The following is a 20,307-nucleotide window of genomic DNA, read 5'->3' as shown; positions in this document are numbered from 1 at the left end:
CGTTGCTTCTCGATCAAAGGCGCCGCAAGACGGCGCGAAGGGGCAGAAGCAGCCAGACTAGGCAACGATGGATGGACAAAGGTGGTACATAGTTATTGCACGCCGGGCTTCTTTGGTCTGCGGCGGGGAAGGATTGGCAGTGCGCGCCTGAAACAGTGTTTAATCACCGGGCGGGTCCTTTACGCTGTTGCTACCTCCAACAATCATTCTGGAGCTTCAGATGTCTGCGCCATCCGATCATGCCGCTTCTTGCACCTTGTCTTTCGATGCTTTGGTGAGTTTGCTGGAGAAGATTTTCCTGCGTCATGGCACCTCGACCGAAGTCGCTCGGTGCCTGGCCGAAAACTGCGCCGGGGCCGAGCGCGACGGTGCCCATAGCCATGGGGTGTTTCGCCTTCCCGGTTATGTCTCGACGCTGAACAGCGGTTGGGTCAACGGCGAGGCCGTGCCGGCGGTCGAAGACGTCGCCTCAGGGTTCGTCGCGGTGGATGCCGGCAACGGCTTTGCCCAGCCAGCCCTGGCCGCCGCGCGCGCCTTGCTGGTGGAAAAGGCCCGCAGCGCCGGGATCGCCGTCCTGGCCATTCGCAACTCCCATCACTTCGCGGCGCTCTGGCCGGATGTCGAGCCGTTTGCCTACGAAGGCCTGGTGGCGTTGACTGTGGTCAACAGCATGACGTGCGTGGTGCCCCACGGCGCGGACCGTCCGTTATTCGGCACCAATCCCATTGCCTTCGCCGCGCCACGGGCCGACGGTGAGCCGATCGTCTTCGACCTGGCCACCAGCGCCATCGCCCACGGCGACGTGCAGATCGCGGCGCGCAAGGGCGAGTTGTTGCCGCCCGGCATGGGCGTGGACAGCCTCGGCCAGCCGACCCGCGACCCCAAGGCGATTCTTGAAGGCGGTGCGCTGCTGCCATTTGGCGGGCACAAGGGCTCCGCGTTGTCGATGATGGTCGAGTTGCTGGCGGCGGCGCTGACGGGGGGCAACTTTTCCTTCGAATTCGATTGGAGCAATCATCCGGGCGCCAAGACGCCGTGGACCGGCCAGTTGTTGATCGTGATCGACCCCAGCAAGACCGCCGGGCAAGACTTCGCCGAGCGCAGCCGGGAATTGGTCAGGCAGATGCACGGTGTCGGGCTGCGGCGGTTGCCGGGAGACCGTCGTCACCGCGAGCGCAGCAAGGCCAATGAGCAGGGGATTACTTTGGACGAGCAGACCTTGGCGCAACTGCGGGACCTGGCGGGCGTTTGAACCGTCAGCGGTGGCAGCCGGCCTGGTTGCCACCGCTTTCATCACGGGCCGGTCCCTGGCGTTGCCGTGACACGCTGGGCCAAGCCTTCTACTATGACGGCTTCTTTTTTTCTGGAATTGCCTGGATGAGTAAGCCCGGCCAAACGGTGCTGGTTGCGCTGCGCAAGATGATCGCTTCGGGCGAGCTGGCCGCTGGCGAGCGCTTGATGGAAATTCCCACGGCCGAGTTGTTTGGCGTTTCGCGCATGCCGGTGCGCATGGCCTTCCGCACCCTGGAGCAGGAAGGGTTACTGGTGCGTTTTGGCGGGCGCGGTTTCCAGGTGCGTTCGGTCAGCGCCGAGCAAATCGCTGGGGCCGTGGAGGTGCGTGGCGTGCTGGAAGGCCTGGCGGCACGGCAGACAGCCGAGCATGGTTTGTCCGAAGATGCCCGCGCGACGCTTGAACAATGCTTGGTAAAGGGCGATGAACTGTTCGCCAAAGGCTATGTCACCGAGGACGACCTGGAGGTCTATCACGACCTCAATATGCGCTTTCACCAAGTGATCGTCGAAGGCAGCCACAACCCGGCGATCGCCGATGCCCTGGCCCGCAACGATCATTTGCCATTCGCCTCAGTCACCGCCCTGGCGGTGGATCGTCAGAACATGGCCGGTGAGTTTCGCCGTTTCAACTATGCCCATATGCAACACCATTCCGTGTTCGACGCACTGATCAACCGCCAGAGCGGCCGCGCCGAGGCGATCATGCGCGAGCATGCCAATGCGACCCTGCGCTACGCCGAGGTGTTCGGCTCGACACTGGCTGATGAGCGAATGAAGGTGATCCTGCGTTCGGAGTGACCGCCTCGGCGGCTGGTGATTGCAATATCCGTATCCACTCCAAATCCCCTGTGGGAGCGAGCCTGCTCGCGAAGGCGGAGGGCCAGTTTGCGGTGATGTTGGATACCCACAAGGTATTGGGAACCGCACGGTCCTGTGGCGAGGGAGCTTGCTCCCGCTGGGGCGCGCAGCGACCCCAAAAAAGCGATGAGCGCTGCGCACTCAAGCGGGAGCAAGCTCCCTCGCCACAAAAGCTTTCCCAGCCATCACGGCACAGATTGATCCACGGTAAACACTGTGGAGCAAGCCCACCACAGAGTTTCGTGTTGTTCGGATGTTAGAGGTCGAGGACCAACACCGGTGTCTTCGACCTGGAGCAGCACGGGGTGAACTGGTCGTTGCAGGCCTGCTCAGCTTCGGTCAGAAACATGTCCCGATGTTCCGGCACACCTTCCAGTACCCGCGTCAGGCAGGTACCGCACACGCCTTGTTCACAGGAGATCGGGATCTTGATGCCGTGGCTCTCCAGCACCTGCACCACGCTGCGGTCCGCCGGTACGTCGAACACCTGGCCACTGCGGGCGAGCTTGACCGAAAAGCTGCCATCGGCGCGGGTGTCGATGGGGGCGGCGGCGAAGTATTCGCGGTGCAGGCAGTCTTCCTGCCAGCCCTGGCTCTTGGCGGTGTCGAGGACGTGCTGCATGAAACCACCGGGTCCGCAGACGTAGAGGTGCAGGTCGTTATCGGGGGCGGCCAGGACCCTGGCGGCGTCCAGCAGGGTTTCGGGTTCTTCATCGAAATACAGGAACACCCGGTCAGCGTAAGGGGACTGGCGCAGGCGTTCGACGAAGGCCGCACGGTCCCGTGAACGGGCGCAGTAATGCAACTCGAACGCCGCGCCGCTCTGGGCCAGGTGCTCGGCCATGCACAGGATCGGCGTAATGCCGATGCCGCCGGCAAATAGCAGGCTGCGCCGGGCGTGGGGAGCGAGCGAAAACAGGTTGCGCGGTTCACTGATGTGCAAGCGCATGCCGGGCTGGATCTGTTCGTGCAAGCTGCGCGAACCACCGCGGGACGCCGGGTCCTTGAGCACGCCGATGAGGTAGCGATGCCGTTCCTCGGGATGGTTGCACAGTGAGTACTGGCGAATCAGCCCGCCGGGCAAGTGCACATCGATATGGGCACCGGCGGTGAAGTCCGGCAATGGCTCGCCGTCGATTCGGCTCAGCTCGTAGCTGCAAATATCGAGGGCTTCGTTGTGTCGCGCCGTGACCTGGACTTCGATCATGGCCGTTGCTCCGCCAGTTGCGGCTGATGAGTGCTGGCGATCAACCCGGCTTGAGCCTCGCGCTCCCGTGCGATCCAGCGCTCCAGCACCCGCCGGGACTGCACGCCACCGGCATCGATGTTGAGCTTGAGCAGGTTGCGCTGTGGATGGTCCAGCAGGTTGCGCTGTTGGCGTTCGAGCATTTCCAGGTCTTCGCTGAAAATCTTGCCCTGGCCTTCGCGAATGGACGCGGTGAGGGCTTCATCCTGCGGCTGGAAATGCCGGGCCATGCCCCAGAAGTACCAAATCGAGGTCTCGGTTTCCGGTGTGATGAAATCCACCACGATGCTCGACGCCTTGAATTGCGGTGCAGCGTGATAGCCGCCATTGCCGGCATGGGCCACGCCCACTTCGATCAGTACGTGGCTGGGCGGGGTGAAACGGCAGATCTGCCAGCGATCCACCGGCACGTCATCGGCCAGGTTGTTGCCGCGCAAGGCCATGCGCCAGAACGGCGGGGCCATGATGTTTTCCATGTGCCGAGCGGTGACCACTTCGTCACCGTCGACCGTGGTCACCGGAGGCGCCTCGTCGATTTCCTTTTGGCCGATGCTAGAGGCATGGACGTAGGTTTCGTGGGTCAGGTCCATCAGGTTGTCGATCATCAGGCGGTAGTCGCACTGGATATGGAACAGGCCGCCACCGTAGGCCCATTCATCGCTTTCGGCCCATTCCAGATGATGGATCTGTGCCGGATCGGCCAGCGCCTGGTCACCGGGCCAGACCCAAATGAAACCGTAGCGTTCCTGCACCGCAAAGGTCTTGTTGCAAGGGAATCCCCGTACCCGTTGCCCCGGCATCTCGACGGTCTTGCCATCACTGCCCATCACCAAGCCGTGATAGCCGCACACCAGATTGCCGTTTTCGACGTAGCCCAAGGAAAGCGGGGCGCCGCGGTGGGGGCAGAAGTCTTCCACGGCTGCGACCTTGCCTTCGTGCCCCCGGTAAAAAACCATCTTCTCACCACAGATCTGGCGACCCAGGGGCTTGTCGGCGATTTCATCGGCGGTGCAGGCAACGTACCAGGCGTTCTTGGGGTACATGACGGATCTCCAGGCGAATTGTTTTTGTTTGTGGATCCATTAACTCTCTTAACTAATTTGATTGTCAATGTTTTTGCTGGGTGTATGGACGATTGGTTGCGTTAGTGGATCCATTGATGTGGGCGTAGGGGCTGGTGTCAGGCGCAGCGGGTCGCCAGCGACAGGGCTTCAATGAACTGCCGCATGTGCGCTATGGTTCGCAGAACGAAAATTCCTCGACCTGCCGGGCGGGCGCCTGATTGTCTCGCGGGCTTGCTGTCGCACAACACGGAGTGATTCATGAAGACCAAAGCGGTACTCACTGAGCAGGACGTTGCGCAATTGCTGGTGGCGGCCAAGGAGCTGGCTCACCAGCGTCAATGGGCGGTGTCGGTGTGTGTGGTGGACGACGGTGGTCATCCCCTCGGGCTGTTGCGCCTGGACGATGCCTCGCCGTTATCGGCCTATATCGCCACTGAAAAGGCGCGTACGGCCGCTATGGGGCGGCGTGACAGCAAGGTTTTCGAGGACATGATCAACGGGGGTCGTTACGCTTTCCTCAGCGCTCCGCACGTGCAGGGCATGCTTGAAGGCGGGGTGGCCATTCGTCATGACGGCCAATGCATTGGGGCTATTGGCGTGTCTGGGGTCAAGGCTGAGCAGGATGCGGAGTTGGCTCGTTTGGCGGTTGAGACCGTGTTGCCGGTGATTACGCCGGATGCTTGAAGCAGTCATGAAGCTATGGAATTCCCCTGTGGAGCAAAGCCTGCTCGCGAAGGCGGCAACACATTCAGCATCGATGCAAGCAGGCCCACCGCCATCGCGAGCAAGCTCGGCTCCCACAGGGGTCGGCGGTGGACGCTGATCTTCTAAGCGACCAAAAAACCATGTGGGAGCGAGCCTGCTCGCGAAGGCGGCGGCACATTCAGCATTGATGCAAGCAGGCCCACCGCCATCGCGAGCAAGCTCGGCTCCACAGGGATCGGCGGTGGACGCTGATCTTCTAAGTGACCAAAAAAACCATGTGGGAGCGAGCCTGCTCGCGAAGGCGGCGGAACATTCAGCATCGATGCAAGCAGGCCCACCGCCATCGCGAGCAAGCTCGGCTCCCACAGGGATCGCAGGCCTGCACAAATCTTCCAGACACACGCTTCTCCAGCAGTTAATCTGCCAGGAGCACATTCACCAAACGGGACAGGGCATGACGGCGCGCAACTGGATCGATCTCAAGCAGGACGCGACGTCCGGTATCGAGACCGTGCGCGCGCATTTCGAGGGGCATGCCTATGATCCCCATTGGCATGACACGTATCTGGTGGGCGTGACCGAGCAGGGCGTGCAACAGTTTCATTGCCGTCGCCAGCAACACAACAGCACGCCGGGCAAGGTGTTTCTGCTTGAGCCCGGTGAACTGCACGACGGTAATGCGCCCCATGACCACGGGTTTACCTACCGCACGTTGTACCTCGAACCTCAATGGCTGGAGCGTGAGTTGCGTTCGTTGTTCGACGAGGCACCGGACAACGCCCAACTGGGATTCGCCGCCACCCTGACCGACGATGCGCGGTTGGCCAGTGCCACGGCGTCGGCCTTCCAGAGCTTGCACGAGCAAGAGATCCGCATCGTGCGCCAGACGGCCCTCGATACCTTGTTGGCCAACCTGACCCAACACCTGCACTGGCGGGCACGGATCAACCCGGATCCGCGGCTGCCATTGGTGGCGCAGCAGGCCAGGGATTATCTGCACAGTCACCTGAGCGAAGACATCGGCCTGGATGACCTGGCCCGGGTCACCGGCGTGGACCGTTTCCGCTTGACCCGTGCCTTCAAGGCCGCTTTCGGCCTGGCGCCCCATGCTTATCTCATCCAGTTGCGCCTGGCTCGTGCCCGGCGCCTGCTGGCCGGTGGCGAGAGCGCCGTGGCGGTGGCGGCCATGCTCGGCTTTGCCGACCAAAGCCATTTGGGCCGCTGGTTCCAGCGTGCCTATCGCCTGAGCCCGGCGGACTACCGCAAGCGCTGCTCAATTGTTCCAGACTGACCAAGGCTTGGCGGGGATGATCAAGCGATCGATCCTTCACCGAGAAGTCGCTCCATGGACCAGTTACTGCCGTTTGCCTTGTTCGCGTTTGTCGCCTCCATTACCCCGGGCCCGACCAATATCCTGGTGCTGAGCCATAGCTCGCGCTTCGGCCTGGTAACCACCTTGCCGATCATCCTCGGTGCCTGTGCGGCAGCGGCCTTGCTGGTGCTTCTGGTCGGCACCGGATTAGGGGACGTGCTGGCGCGCCATGCCACGATTCAGACGCTGCTCTCATGGGCGGGCATCGCCTGGTTGAGCTGGATGGCCTGGCAGATTTTCCGCGCACCGGCCGAGGTCATCGACCCGGACCGTCCGGTCGAGGGGCCACGCTTGGGTCTGGCCGGGGCGGCTGGGTTGCAGTTGGTGAACCCGAAAACCTGGATGATGGCGCTGGCGGTGGTCAGCGTCTTCGCAGGGGCCGAGGCCGACCGTACCGTGCGGGTTCTGTGGTTGTCCCTGGCATTCTTCGCCATTTCGATCCCTTGCATGACTGTCTGGGCCTACCTGGGCCGGGGAGCCGCGCGCTTCTGCCGTTCCGCCGTGGCGATGGGGCGGTTCAATCGAGTCATGGCGGTGATGCTGCTGGTGTCGGCGTGGTTGACGCTGGTGGTCTGAGCGGCTGACAAAATTGTAATTTTTCTCTCGAAACCTCCGGATTGACGGCCGAGTCGGACCTTATACCGCCCCTGTTTTCATGTGCGGTATACCCCAATCGACCTTCGCAACAGGAGATTCCCATGAACAGTCGTTACGAGGCATGCATAGCCGAATGCATCGCCTGCGCCATGGCCTGTGAAACCTGCGCCGCAGCCTGCCTGCGTGAGCAGAGTGTGCAGATGATGGCCAGGTGCATCGAGCTGGACCGTGACTGCGCCGACCTATGTCGGCTCGCGGCCACGCTCATGAAGCGCGACAGCAGCGTCGCCGCCCAACTGTGCACTGTGTGCGCGGCAATTTGCCGGGCGTGTGGCGAGGAATGTGGCAAACACGAACCGGCGCACTGCCAGGCGTGTGCAAAAGCTTGCCGGTCATGCGCCGAGGCGTGTGAGCGAATGGCCGCCTGATCGGCGTGGCCTGGCCAAGCGCTGGTCTTGGAGGACAAGCGCTTGGCCGGTCGCTATGGGGATGCGGGGGGCCGATCCCACAATCCCTTCTTCGCCACGGCGTGACGTTCCTACGCGCCTGGCAACTCCCTGCAACGGTTGAACGGTTTCAAAACGCGCGTGTTTTCGCGAGCATCGCAGGCGCTTCAGTTCAGTGCACCTTAGCATTTCGAACGCTCAATCGACCCCAAGGACGGAGGTCCATCATGTCCACTCAAGATACCCATATCGATTTTATCCAGGCCAGGCTGCCCGCTTGGTTGAAACGGGCCACTCGGCCCCGGCAGGCACGGTTCAAAGTGCTCACCCGGCAGTTGCAACATGACAGTGACGTGCTCAACGCATTGACCAAAGGCTTGCCCGCGCCTTACGACTTCACGCTTGATTTGCTCCAGGCCCAGCCTGAAGTGCGCGATTGGGGCCGAATGATAGAAGGCAGTGCCGCTGACGCGGTTCGCCGGGCTCGGGTCAAGCGGGGGCCCTATGTGATCGACCCTTCTTCATCGATGGTCGAAGCGGCCATGCGCAACTACCCTCCCACCGATGCTGTTCTCGGCAGTGACTTCGACAAAAAGGGTGAGCTTTTCATCCAGGGCAAACCAGGCGAGTTCCGACGATGGGACCGACCTTCAGACACCGCGCCACTGCCCATGACGCCGGCCGGCTTCGCGAAGTTTTGCCGCCGCGTGGATGTGGGCGGCGCTTATCGCAAGCTGCTCGAAACCAAACTGCCTCGCATCGGCAGCGAGACGCCCGCTATCGCCAAAGCTTACCTGGCCTATGCACGCGGTCAGCTCGCCTATGACGCCTATGAGGCGAAGTTGGACGGGCGCCTGGACCCAACCGGTGAGCGGCTGCTGGCCTCGGTCGGGGTGCAATTGGAAGCCACGCCCACGTCTGCGCTGGCGTGCGAGATCAAGATGTTGGAGCTGCTCTCGGTACCGTTGTTCGGCGCCCGGATCTACTGGGGTGTGCACGGTGACGCCCAGGGCGTTCGTCCGCTGGTGCTGCACATGCCTCATGACGTTGTCGCGCCCATCCAGCAGTTTTCAAGTTTGCAGGCCATGTCGGCGGAGCTGACTGAGCGGGTCCGAAAACGCAGCTACCGCCAGAGCCTGATGCGCTACCTGCCGATGCGTTTGCAGGCCGAACTGGGCGCGGCCTTGCATGACCAGGTGGAGTGGGAAGTCAAAGACAACCTCAACCTCTTCCAGGAAATCCACGCCCGTATTACCGGCTGGCGCGAAGGCGAGCGGGGCGAAAGGGGTGACAGCCGGCGCATCAGGGTGCCGACGCCCCGCGTCGCTTGGGGCCTTGGCGATGTGCGCGGGGATCATTGGCACAGCCGCTACCACGAATGGCGCGGGCACACCCTGGCCAACGCTTCGACATTGATGGTGTCGACCCGGGACAAGGATTGGCAGGCGCTGTTGGCGCGTTTCGAATACTGGGAGCACTTTGCCGAGCAGGCGCTGATGGTTGCCGCCAGCTTCATTCCGTTCTGTGCGCCGATCGGCATGGCCGCGGCTGCGGTGGGCGGGGTGCGGCTGGTGTATGAAATCTTCGAGGGCATCCAGGCGTTCAATGAAGGGCATTCGCAGGAGGGCATCGATCATATTTTCAATGTGTTGTTCGGTGTCGCCCAAGGTGCCTATCTGGGGTTCGTCGGAGGGGCGATGGAGCCCATGCCGGTGCGTGATGGCAGCACCCGCCTGTGGAATGGCGACGTCACGCCGTTTGCGGCCAGGCGCCCGCCGCCGGTGGAGGCCGAGCCGGACGCCTGGGGTGTCTGGCGCACGACAAACGAGGCGTGGGTGCGCATTGACGACCGTTATTTTGAAGTGCAAGGCACGGAACGCGATCTGGCGTTGCGCCTGCCGGGCAGCCACCGAGGCGTAACGCCGCCGCTGGAATGGAGCCGAACCCGTGGCTGGCAGTGGGCCCATCGCAACCCGTTGCAACGAGACAACCTGTCATTGCTGCGTAATTTTGCCGAGACGCCGGCCGAACTGGACGACGCTGCGATTCTCTCGGTGCAACGCCAGGTCGGCATCAGCGAGGCGCACTTGCGTTATCTGCAAGTCGAGGGAAAACCGTTGCCGACGATATTATCGGATGCGTTGGATGAAGCCTGGAACTGGCAGCAGGTAAGCGGCACTGTTGGTCGTTTGCTACGTGATCAGGCGCCGCAAGGGGGTGACTTTCGAATCATCCAGACGCTTGAGGAACTGCCGGGTTGGCCAAGCGATTTGACGTTGCGCTACGACGATGGCACCACCGTACACCCCATTGGTGATGCAACGGATACCCGCTCACTTTATTTGAGCAATACAGACTTTGATCACGAGGCCTGGGCGGAGCGTGTCCTGGCCGGGTTGAGCACGAGCGAGCAGAACGTGATGCTGGGACAAAATGGCATCGGCTTACCCGCACTGGAGCGGAGCCGTCTGTTGTCCGGGCGCTGGGCCCGGCATTTGCAGGCCAACACCCAGCGGGTAACGGCCGGCATGGCCCGCGCCACGACGGTCGATCCGTTGGCTGCGCCCTTGGCTCGGGATTTTCCTGGGCTGCCGCAAACCTTGGCGAATGAACTCGCCAGCCAGGCCGCGGGGCAGGATCGGGTTCGCCTGTTGCAAGGGCACGTGAGCGAAACCCTCGGCCGTCAATGCGCTGAAACCCTGCGGGAATTGCGCCTGGGCCGAGCCTTGCGGGCCTTGGAACGCGGTGAAAGCAGCGCTGACCGTGACCGTTTGGTCATGGGACTGATCGGCGAAATGCCCAAACTGCAAGGTCGGGTGCGCCTGCGCCTGTTCCAGCGTGAACTGAGCAGTCCACTTGACGTGGGTGCAACAGGACCGTTGAAGACCCTTCGCCAGGAGGGCGACGCGTACCGTCCCTTCGATGAACAGGGGAACGAACTGGCGGACGCGCTGAGCCTGGAAGATGCATTGCTCAGGGCGATGCCGGACGATGCGCGCCAGGCGTTGGGCTTGAACATCTGGGAAGGAGCCAGGCTTCGTACAGAGCTGCTTGCACAAGCCCTAGCTGATCGGCAAGGGTTGCGTCGCCACCTGGCGATGAGAGGGCTCGACAAGGGTGCGGCTCGCCCGCAGTGGCTGAACGGGCGCTTGGGGTATCCCCTCAGTGGCCGTGGACGGTTGCCGTTGTCGGAATGGCGAGGGGCCCTGGGGCAACGATTGGAACGACTTTATCCGAGCCACGCGGGGAATGAGCTGGCGAGGCTTCAAAGCTCTCTGACCAGGGAGGCCATTCGTCAACGCATCAGCTTGGAAGACTTGGTCACCCATCTGGAAACCGAATGGACGACGCTGGACAATGAACTGCGCCAATGGGTAGTTCATGAAGGGGTCCACCACCCCCATGAAGGTACCTTGGATCGTCAGACGCGTATTTCCTTACGGGCAGACGTAGCAACGGAAATTCGTCGGGCCTGGCGACGCGTGCCCCAGCCCGGCCGAGACGGCAGTGAATTTTCATTGCGACTGGTGGGGCACCCCATCGGCCACTTGCCACCCATCAGCGCAAGTTTTGAGCATATTGAGGAACTGATCCTGGTGGATATGGCGCTCAGCCAAGATCCCTCGGAGTTTTTGCGCAGGTTTCCAAACATCGATACGTTGCATTTGCACCGCAATAACCTCACCGCACTTCCCGTGGCAGTAGGGGAATTGCGCATGCTGATGGAGCTGTCGGTGAGCAGCAACCCGCTGGACATGAACGCGGATGTGTTCACCCCCTTGCTGAGTACCGATACAAGTTTGCGAACCCTTCATCTGTCCGGCATCAGTAGCGGTGGGGAGGCTGGAGCCAGCGCTGACCTGGTCGCGGCCATCGGGCAACTGGCCGAACTACATTCCCTGCGTGAGCTGGTTTGGGCCGAAAATTTACATTTTACCCCTCAGGAATTGCAGGCAATTACTGCCCTGCCAGGGTTATCAGCGCTGGATCTGGTGCGGTGCGGCCTTCGGTTGGACGAGGAGGGCAGCGCATTCCTGCGCACGGCTACTGCTTTGGAAGACCTGCGCCTGAGTGGCAATAATTGCAGCCAGATGCCTGACCTGCCGGAGCTGACAGCGTTGCGTGAACTGGAACTGGCCCACTCGGGACTCGAGCGGGTGCCGTCGCTGGCGCTGGCGGTAGTATCCAGACCGTCAGAGGACATGATTGTCGTTGACCTGCGGGGTAACCGTATCAGCAACATCCAGGATGATTTACTCCCCGCGCTTGCTGCGCATCCAAGGGATGACACGATTGGATTGTGGCTCGATGACAATCCGTTGCCCAGCGCACAAATCCATGCCGTTCGCGCAATAGCTCCCGACTCGTTTCGCTACACCATCGACGACTGGCTCTTTGTTTTCCCCAGTTTCCAGCGGACCTTGGAGGTTGCCCGCGATGGTGCCGGAAGCAGACGTTTCATCGATTGGTTTTCCGGGGCCATGCAGGACGCTGACAGGGAGGCGGATCTAGGGTTGGCTTATCACGATCGTATGAGGGGCGTCGGCATTCTCCAACATTACATCGGATACCAAGGCATCCACGGTGAGCTCCCGACCCGACTTGCGGATTTCGACCTGCAGCTAGAGCAGATACGCAGCCGCTTGCAAGCACGTGCATTGGATAGCGAACAGCCTGACATCGCCGAATTGGAGTTGCACTTCACGATGTTCGATTCGATCCAGCGTGCGCGCCTCGTGCATCAGGGGGTGCCGTTCGCCAACTTCTTGAGCGAGCACTACGACTACTGGAACTTTGCTCTGACGTCTCGACATCCGGTGGCGGCCGAGCGTCAGTCGTTGATGACGCGGGAGCGATTCATCGACTGGCTCAGCGACGCTCAGGATACCTTCGACAGCCATGACCACACCCCTCGGACAGGCGAAATGACCTGGCGCCCCTACCTGGGATTGATGTCCCGGGATTGGACAGATGGGCTGGCAATCTGGGATGCGGTGGATAACGGCCTGGTGGACGCGTTCAGCGAACCCGTGGATCCGTCCGGTTGGCCGCAGGTACTGCTGGATAACCTCAGGCATCCAGACGCCGGGTTACCGAGCGCCCAAGAGCAGGTTCTGGAAAATGGCCAAATGGTTTGGCGCCATACGCCGCTGGAGGCCGTAGCGGACGTGGACTGGACTGCGGGCCAACCGGTAACGCTCAATGACGATCAGTTCCGGCGCACCATGGCTATATACCGCTCGGTGAAGAGTCGCGAACTCGAGATTCTGGTCCGTCGGATAACCGCCGATCTTGTCGGCCCTTGGTGGGCGTTGCGAACGTCAAGTGTTCCGCGAGTCTGACGATCAGCCTTGTCGCCGAGGTCGCGAGGCGGCAACGGCGACATCCGTCAATTCATTGCTTAGTGCCGAAACCCGAATATTCAACAACCCCCAAGGAAGGAGGTTCCACATGTCAACCCTCGAAACCCACGTCGAGTTTATCCACGCCAGGCTGCCCATCTGGTTGAGACGAGCGCTGCGAGCCCAACAGCAACGCTTCAAGACCCTGACCCAACAATTGCAGCGCGACAGCGATGCGCTCAATGCCTTGACCAAGGACTTGCCCGCGCCCTATGACTTTACGCTCGACCTGCTTCAGGCCCAGCCGGAGGTGCGGGTGTGGAGCCGAACGACAGCACGCGGGAGCAGTCCAGCAGACGTCGTGCGCCGGGCCCGGGTCAAGCGCGGCCCCTACGTCACCGACCGGTCGTTGTCGATGGTCGAGGCGGCGATGCTCAATTACCCTCTCACCGATGCGGTGGCCGGGAGTGATTTCGATAAAAAAGGCAAGGTTTTCATCCAGGGCAAGCCGGGAGAGTTCCTCCACTGGGAGGGCTTTTCAGACACCCTCCCGTTGCCTATCACCCCGGCCAGTTTCGCGCAGCTTTGTCGCCGCGTGGATGTCGGAGGCGCTTATCGCACACTGCTCGAAACCCGGTTGCCGTGTATTGGCAGCGACACGCCCGCTGTCGCCAAGGCTTACCTGGCCTATTCACGCAGTCAACTGGCCTATGACGCCTACGAGGCGAAGTTGGACGGGCGCCTGGATCAAACCGGTGAGCGGTTGCTGGCCTCTGTCGGGGTGCAATTGGAAGCAGGGCGCACATCGCCGCTGGCCTGCGAGATCAAATCCTTGGAACTGCTCTCGGTGCCGCTGTTCGGCGCCCGGATATACTGGGGGGTGCAAGGTGATGCCGAGGGCGTCCGCCCGGTGGTGCTGCACATGCCCCATGACGTTGTCGCGCCCATCCAGCAGTTTTCAAGTTTGCAGGCCATGTCGGCGGAGCTGACTGAGCGGGTCCGAAAACGCAGCTACCGCCAGAGCCTGATGCGCTACCTGCCGATGCGTTTGCAGGCCGAACTGGGCGCGGCCTTGCATGACCAGGTGGAGTGGGAAGTCAAAGACAACCTCAACCTCTTCCAGGAAATCCACGCTCGTATTACCGGCTGGCGCGAAGGCGAGCGGGGCGAAAGGGGTGACAGCCGGCGCATCAGGGTGCCGACGCCCCGCGTCGCTTGGGGCCTTGGCGATGTGCGCGGGGATCATTGGCACAGCCGCTACCACGAATGGCGCGGGCACACCCTGGCCAACGCTTCGACATTGATGGTGTCGACCCGGGACAAGGATTGGCAGGCGCTGTTGGCGCGCTTCGAATACTGGGAGCACTTCGCCGAGCAGGCGCTGATGGTTGCCGCCAGCTTCATTCCGTTCTGTGCGCCGATCGGCATGGCCGCGGCTGCGGTGGGCGGGGTGCGGCTGGTGTATGAAATCTTCGAGGGCATCCAGGCGTTCAATGAAGGGCATTCGCAGGAGGGCATCGATCATATTTTCAATGTGTTGTTCGGTGTCGCCCAAGGTGCCTATCTGGGGTTCGTCGGAGGGGCGATGGAGCCCATGCCGGTGCGTGATGGCAGCACCCGCCTGTGGAATGGCGACGTCACGCCGTTTGCGGCCAGGCGCCCGCCGCCGGTGGAGGCCGAGCCGGACGCCTGGGGTGTCTGGCGCACGACAAACGAGGCGTGGGTGCGCATTGACGACCGTTATTTTGAAGTGCAAGGCACGGAACGCGATCTGGCGTTGCGCCTGCCGGGCAGTCACCGAGGCGTAACGCCGCCGCTGGAATGGAGCCGAACCCGTGGCTGGCAGTGGGCCCATCGCAACCCGTTGCAACGAGACAACCTGTCATTGCTGCGTAATTTTGCCGAGACGCCGGCCGAACTGGACGACGCTGCGATTCTCGCGGTGCAACGCCAGGTCGGCATCAGCGAGGCGCACTTGCGTTATCTGCAAGTCGAGGGAAAACCGTTGCCGGCGATATTATCGGATGCGTTGGATGAAGCCTGGAACTGGCAGCAGGTGTGGCGCACCATTGGGCGCCTGAGTCGGGATCAAGCACCGGGCGGGGTGCATTTTCGCAGCGTGCAGATGCTCCTGGAGCTGCCAGGCTGGCCGCAGGACATTGCGGTACGTTATCACGATGGCGTGCAGTTTTACCCGATGGGCAATGCCGCCGGCACGCGTGTGCTCCTGTTAAGCAAACTGGACCTTGAGAATGACGCCTGGGCGGCGCGCATCCTCACCCGTATGGGAATGGACGAGCAGACGGCCCTGCTGGGGCAAAGTAGCTTCGGCCTGTCTTCGGCGGAACGTAGCCGTCTCTTGTCCGGGCGCTGGGCCCGGCATTTGCAGGCCAACACTCAGCGAGTAACGGCCGGCATGGCCCGCGCCACGACGGTCGATCCATTGGCTGCGCCCTTGGCTCGGGATTTTCCTGGGCTGCCGCAAACCTTGGCGAATGAACTCGCCAGCCAGGCCGCGGGGCAGGATCGGGTTCGCCTGTTGCAAGGGCACGTGAGCGAAACCCTCGGCCGTCATTGCGCTGAAACCCTGCGGGAATTGCGCCTGGGCCGAGCCTTGCGGGCCTTGGAACGCGGTGAAAGCAGCGCTGACCGTGACCGTCTGGTCATGGGACTGATCGGCGAAATGCCCAAACTGCAAGGTCGGGTGCGCCTGCGCCTGTTCCAGCGTGAACTGAGCAGTCCACTTGACGTGGGTGCAACAGGACCGTTGAAGACACTTCGGCAGGAGGGCGACGCGTACCGTCCCTTCGATGAACAGGGAAACGAACTGGCGGACGCGCTGAGCCTGGAAGATGCATTGCTCAGGGCGATGCCGGATGACGCACGCCAGGCGTTGGGCTTGAACATCTGGGAAGGGGCCCGGCTTCGTACAGAGCTGCTTGCACAAGCCCTGGCTGATCGGCAAGGGCTGCGTCGTTACCTGATGATGAGGGGCCTCGGCACGGGTGGGGTACGCCCGCAATGGCTGAACGGACGCCTGGGCTATCCACTCAGTGGCCGTGGACGGCTGCTGTTGGAGGTTTGGCATGGCAGTCTCAATCAGCGTCTTGAGCGGCTATACCCCGCCCATGCGGGGGGGGAGCTGCAACGGCTTCGAGACAATCTGACCGAGCAGGCCCAGCGCCAAAACATCAGCGTGGAAACGTTGATCACCCAGCTGGAAAACGAGTGGACGGAACTGGACCAAGGACTGCGCCAATGGGAAATTTTCGAGGGGGTCCATCATCCCGCCGAAAACAGCTTCGACGTCGAGGGGAGGCTTTCGCTGCGCAGGGACATTGCAATGCGCATTCGCCGGGCCTGGTGGCGCGCACCGGACCCCAGTGGAGATAGCAATGAGCTGACCTTACGGCTTATGGGGCAGCGACTTGGTCATTTGCCGCCGATTAACGCACGATTCGAGCACATCGAGCAGCTGATCCTGACGGACATGGGCCTGAGCGAGGATCCTTCGGACTTCATCCGGCTGTTTCCCAACACCGAGTTGTTGGACTTGGAACGTAACCAGCTCACTGCAATACCATCAGTAGTCGGGGAGCTGGGTGAACTGGTCGAGCTGTCGCTTGACGGGAATCCACTCCATATGACTGCGGATATGTTCGCGCCCCTCCTTGGCGTCGATTTAGCGCCAAGCCTGGAAACGCTGGACCTGTCCAGAGTCCTTACGGGAACAGCTGGCCCTGAAGTCATTAGCGCCATTAGTCGTCTTGCGGAGCTGCCCTCGCTGAATGAGCTTCTTTGGACCGATAATCTGGATTTTACCCCGGGCCAGCTACAGGCCATCACGGCTTTACCTGGGTTGCGCGCGCTGGATCTGTCGCGCTGCGGCCTGCGGCTGGATGAACAGGGCAGCGCATTTTTGCGCACGGCCACGGACCTGGAGGAACTCAGCCTTAATGGGAACAATTGCAGTCAACTACCTCCACTGCCCGAACTGGTAGCTCTACGCGATCTGGAAATGACCAATGCAGGGCTCACACGGGTGCCAGCGCTGGCGCTGGCGGTGCTGTCCCAGTCGCCGGGCGAAGAAATCGTCGTAGACCTCAGCAACAACCGTATCACTGATATCCGGGATGATCTGCTTCCCCTCATCGCTCGGTTGGAGGGGGGCACCGTCGGGCTGTTGCTTGAGGACAATCCATTGCCCAGCACCCAAATCAGTGCCCTGCGCAGCCGCAATCCCGAGGCGTTCAGGTACACAGTCGACGATTGGTTGTATATCAACCCGGGACTGCGAAGCGCTTTGGAAGAGGCTCGTGATGACGCGGGGGGACGACGCTTCATCGACTGGTTTTCCGGCACCATGCGCGAGGCGGATACCGATACGGCTAACGGATTGACCTTCGAAGATCGCTACAGAGCTGCCGCAATTCTGCAGCACTACGTTGGGTACCGGAATGCTCATGCACCTCTCTCAAGAGTCATCGCCGATTTCGACTTGCAAATGGCCCAGCTGCGCACACGCCTGCAAGCGCGCATTCTGGAAAGGCAGCCTCCAGACCTCCTGGAGCTGGAAGTTCATTTCATGATGTTCGAATCGGCGCTTCGCGCGCGCCTTGAACAACAATCCGTACCGTTCAGCAGTTTTCTAAACGATCATTACCTTTATTGGAGCCACACGCTGGCCGAGCGTTACCCCAATCCCGTGCAACGCCAGGCGTATGCCACACGAGAGGCGTTCATCAACTGGCTCAGCGACGCCCAGGACACGTTCAACAACAACGACCACATGCCCCGCGTTGGAGAACTGACCTGGCGGCCCTATCTTGGACTGATGTCCGGTGAATGGCCCCATCAGCTATCGGCCTGGGAGGTCGTCGAAGGTGACTTGGTGGACGCCTTCAGCGACCCCGTGGATCCGTCCCGTTGGCCACAGGTATTGCTGGATAACCTTGCGCACCCTGACGCCGACTTGCCGAGCGCCTGGGAACAGGTTGAGGAAAACGGCCAATTGACTTGGCGTCGCGCAAGGCTTGACGCAGTGGCAGACGTGGATTGGCGCTCAGGCCAGCCGGTGATGCTCAGTGAGGATCAGCTGCGGCGCACCATGGCGATCTACCGTTCAGTCAAGAGCCGGGAAATCGAGACGCTGGTTCGCCGGATTACGACTGGCATGGTCGACCCGTGGTGGGCGCAGCGGCCACGATAATCGTCATCGAGGTGTTGACGGGGCGGCGGAATCGGCGTTTCCCGCTGTCCTGTCGAGGTGCTGCGCAGCAGCAACGCTACCGGACCGTTTCACGTTGCGGACAACGTGAAACACGTCTAGCTGTGGGCAAGATCCGTCAAATAGTGGAAATGTGTAATCCCGGTACGAAGTTTCAGCCGATGAGCGGGGCGTCACGCTTGAACACCAAGGCCTTCAAACCACAGGCGGGGTCCGCATCTGGAAACTCCGGAGGGTTTGCCAGTCGCTCTTCGAGTGTCAGGCCAGGCGCTTCACGCGTGACGCCTTCGATAAGGAAATCCGGGCCGGTGGCCGGGTCGTTGCTACAAGCCAATACCTTGCCGTGGGCGGTCAGCAGTTCCGGCAGGCGACGCAATACCCGCTGGTAGTCCTTGGTCAGCAGGAAACTGCCCTTCTGGAAGGTGGGCGGATCGATGATCACCAGGTCGTAGGGGCCGCTGTTGATCACCTTGCCCCAGGACTTGAACAGGTCGTGGCCGAGGAAACTCACCTGGCCCAGGTCATGGCCGTTCAGGCGATGGTTGTCGCGGCCGCGGCTCAGGGCCGCCCGGGACATGTCCAGGTTGACCACATGCTGCGCGCCCCCGGCAATCGCCGCCACCGAGAAACCGCAGGTGTAGGCAAACAGGTTCAGCACCCGCTTGCCATTGGCGTTGGCCCGCACCCAGTCGCGACCGTAGCGCATGTCGAGGAACAGGCCGTTGTTCTGCTTTTTGCCCAGGTCGATCCGGTAACGCAAGCTGCCTTCGGTCAGGGTCCACTCATCGATGGGCTCACCCACTAGCCACTGGGTCAGGCTATCGGGCAAGTAGCGGTGCTGCACGGCGAGGGTGTGGGCCTTGCTGTGTTGCCAGGCCGGCGACGTGGTCAATGCCATCAGCATTGCGCGCAAATCGTCAAGATGCGTGGAGTCCGGTTCCTTGAACAGCGAGACCAGCACCACCCCTTGCAACCAGTCGACCGTGACCTGCTCCAGCCCCGGCCAGCAGCGCCCACGGCCATGGAACAGACGGCGGGTCTCTTCCGGCACCGATGCCAGGGCGGTCAGCAAATGGTCGTGAAGGGTTTGAAGGGCTACGCAATTCATTCAGGCAACGCCAGGGATTCGAAAGGCCGGCATTTTAACCGTCGCCGACCCTGGTGCAATCCCTGTGGCGAGGGAGCTTGCTCCCGTTGGGCTCTGTAGGAGCTGGCGAAGCCTGCGATCTCTTGATCTTGATCTTTCGATTCAATTGTCAGTGGAAAGATCGCAGCCTCGCTTCGCTCGGCAGCTCCTACGGCGGGAGCAAGCTCCCTCGCCACAAAGGTGCTACTAGCCGCCGCTTGTGGCCAGGATGCTCGCCACCTGTTGCGGCTGGCAGTTGAGATAGGCTGATCGCTTGAGCCAGCTCGGGTCCGGGTACCAGGAAAACATGAATTGTCCGCCCTTGAGCTTGTCGATCACCTGGCGCGCCACTTGCGGGCGTACGGCAGGGCAGCCCTGGCTGCGCCCGATGCGTCCCTGGCGCACGCTCCACAACGGGTTCACGTAGTCGGCGGCATGGATCACGATCGCCCGGTCGCGGGCCAGGTCATTGAAGCCCGGCTCCAGGCCATCCATGCGCAGTGAATAACCGTGGGCGCCCTGGTAGCTTTCCTGGGTACGAAACAGGCCCAGGCTGGATTGGTAGCTGCCCAGGCGATTGGAGAATTGCGTGGCGAAATTTTCTCCGGATTTCTGCCCATGGGCCACCAGATCGCGCAACACCAGCTTCTTTTGCCGCAGGTCGAAGATCCACAGGCGCCGGGCCGTGGAGGGTTGCGAGTAGTCGATGACCGCCAGGTGGCGGGCTTGGCCGGCGCCATTGGCGACAGCGCATTGCATGGCGCTCAAGGCACTTTTCAGCGCCAGGGGATTGAGTTCCGGCGCTGCCTGGGCGAGGCTGTGGTAAAGCGTTTTCGACTTGGCCTTTTTTTCCGCCAGTGCCGGGCTGCAAATGATACCCAGGCCCAGCATGACCAGGCAAAATCGGCGCAAAAAGCCCGATACAGGCGAAGCGGTTCCAGCGTGGTGTTCGTTCGCGGCATCCCGTCCGATTGTGTTTGTCTGCATGATGGCGGGTCGTACCTGTCGCAAAATTCACCGTCAACGAGACG

General features: G+C 61.7%; 12 protein-coding genes. 8 read left to right on the top strand and 4 right to left on the bottom strand.

Going from position 1 to position 20,307, the window contains the following annotated elements; all coding sequences use genetic code 11:
* The first annotated feature begins 220 nt into the window (after positions 1-220).
* Both M1D99_RS16845 and M1D99_RS16840 read left to right on the top strand, forming a co-directional pair.
* Positions 221-1,252: an Ldh family oxidoreductase gene (locus tag M1D99_RS16845; protein WP_434570535.1), complete on the top strand. Its 1,032-nt coding sequence runs from the start codon at positions 221-223 to the stop codon at positions 1,250-1,252.
* Between the two features lie 125 nt (positions 1,253-1,377).
* Positions 1,378-2,091, top strand: a complete 714-nt coding sequence (locus M1D99_RS16840; RefSeq protein ID WP_434570533.1) for a GntR family transcriptional regulator — start codon at positions 1,378-1,380, stop codon at positions 2,089-2,091.
* Positions 2,092-2,407: 316 nt separating this feature from the next.
* Here the strand turns inward: M1D99_RS16840 and M1D99_RS16835 are convergent, their stop codons facing one another.
* The gene (locus M1D99_RS16835) at positions 2,408-3,358 is read right to left on the bottom strand and encodes a PDR/VanB family oxidoreductase (protein ID WP_434570532.1); all 951 of its coding nucleotides are present in this window, start codon (positions 3,356-3,358) and stop codon (positions 2,408-2,410) included.
* The gene (locus M1D99_RS16830) at positions 3,355-4,440 is read right to left on the bottom strand and encodes a Rieske 2Fe-2S domain-containing protein (RefSeq protein ID WP_458130467.1); all 1,086 of its coding nucleotides are present in this window, start codon (positions 4,438-4,440) and stop codon (positions 3,355-3,357) included. The genes M1D99_RS16835 and M1D99_RS16830 overlap by 4 nt, the downstream gene beginning before the upstream one ends.
* 279 nt (positions 4,441-4,719) lie before the next feature.
* On the opposite strand from M1D99_RS16830, the gene M1D99_RS16825 reads away from it, so the two are divergent.
* The 6 genes from M1D99_RS16825 (at position 4,720) to M1D99_RS16800 (ending at position 18,132) form a co-directional block, all read left to right on the top strand.
* Positions 4,720-5,145, top strand: a complete 426-nt coding sequence (locus tag M1D99_RS16825; protein WP_434570528.1) for a GlcG/HbpS family heme-binding protein — start codon at positions 4,720-4,722, stop codon at positions 5,143-5,145.
* Between the two features lie 475 nt (positions 5,146-5,620).
* Positions 5,621-6,457, top strand: a complete 837-nt coding sequence (locus M1D99_RS16820) for an AraC family transcriptional regulator (protein ID WP_434570526.1) — start codon at positions 5,621-5,623, stop codon at positions 6,455-6,457.
* 54 nt (positions 6,458-6,511) lie between these two features.
* Positions 6,512-7,114 (top strand): LysE family translocator, encoded by a 603-nt coding sequence (locus M1D99_RS16815; protein ID WP_186705698.1) that lies wholly within the window; start codon positions 6,512-6,514, stop codon positions 7,112-7,114.
* Positions 7,115-7,236: 122 nt separating this feature from the next.
* Complete coding sequence (locus M1D99_RS16810) at positions 7,237-7,563, top strand: four-helix bundle copper-binding protein (RefSeq protein WP_434570524.1); 327 nt, start codon at positions 7,237-7,239, stop codon at positions 7,561-7,563.
* A gap of 245 nt (positions 7,564-7,808) precedes the next feature.
* Positions 7,809-12,923, top strand: a complete 5,115-nt coding sequence (locus M1D99_RS16805; protein ID WP_458130466.1) for a dermonecrotic toxin domain-containing protein — start codon at positions 7,809-7,811, stop codon at positions 12,921-12,923.
* A 109-nt stretch (positions 12,924-13,032) separates the two neighbouring features.
* Positions 13,033-18,132, top strand: coding sequence for a dermonecrotic toxin domain-containing protein (locus M1D99_RS16800; RefSeq protein ID WP_458130465.1), 5,100 nt, complete (start codon positions 13,033-13,035; stop codon positions 18,130-18,132).
* 172 nt (positions 18,133-18,304) lie between these two features.
* On the opposite strand, the gene M1D99_RS16795 is transcribed toward M1D99_RS16800, so the two are convergent.
* Both M1D99_RS16795 and M1D99_RS16790 read right to left on the bottom strand, forming a co-directional pair.
* A complete protein-coding gene (locus M1D99_RS16795) occupies positions 18,305-19,258 on the bottom strand; it encodes a class I SAM-dependent methyltransferase (protein WP_434570518.1) in 954 nt (317 codons plus the stop codon).
* 225 nt (positions 19,259-19,483) lie between these two features.
* Positions 19,484-20,167 carry a murein L,D-transpeptidase catalytic domain family protein gene (locus tag M1D99_RS16790; RefSeq protein ID WP_434576515.1) on the bottom strand — a complete coding sequence of 228 codons (684 nt, stop codon included), beginning with the start codon at positions 20,165-20,167 and terminating at the stop codon, positions 19,484-19,486.
* Between the last annotated feature and the right edge of the window lie 140 nt (positions 20,168-20,307).

It is taken from the genome of Pseudomonas sp. R3-41, assembly GCF_054161485.1.
Note: the sequence above shows the minus strand (reverse complement) of the source record. Positions and strands in the feature narration are given on the sequence as shown.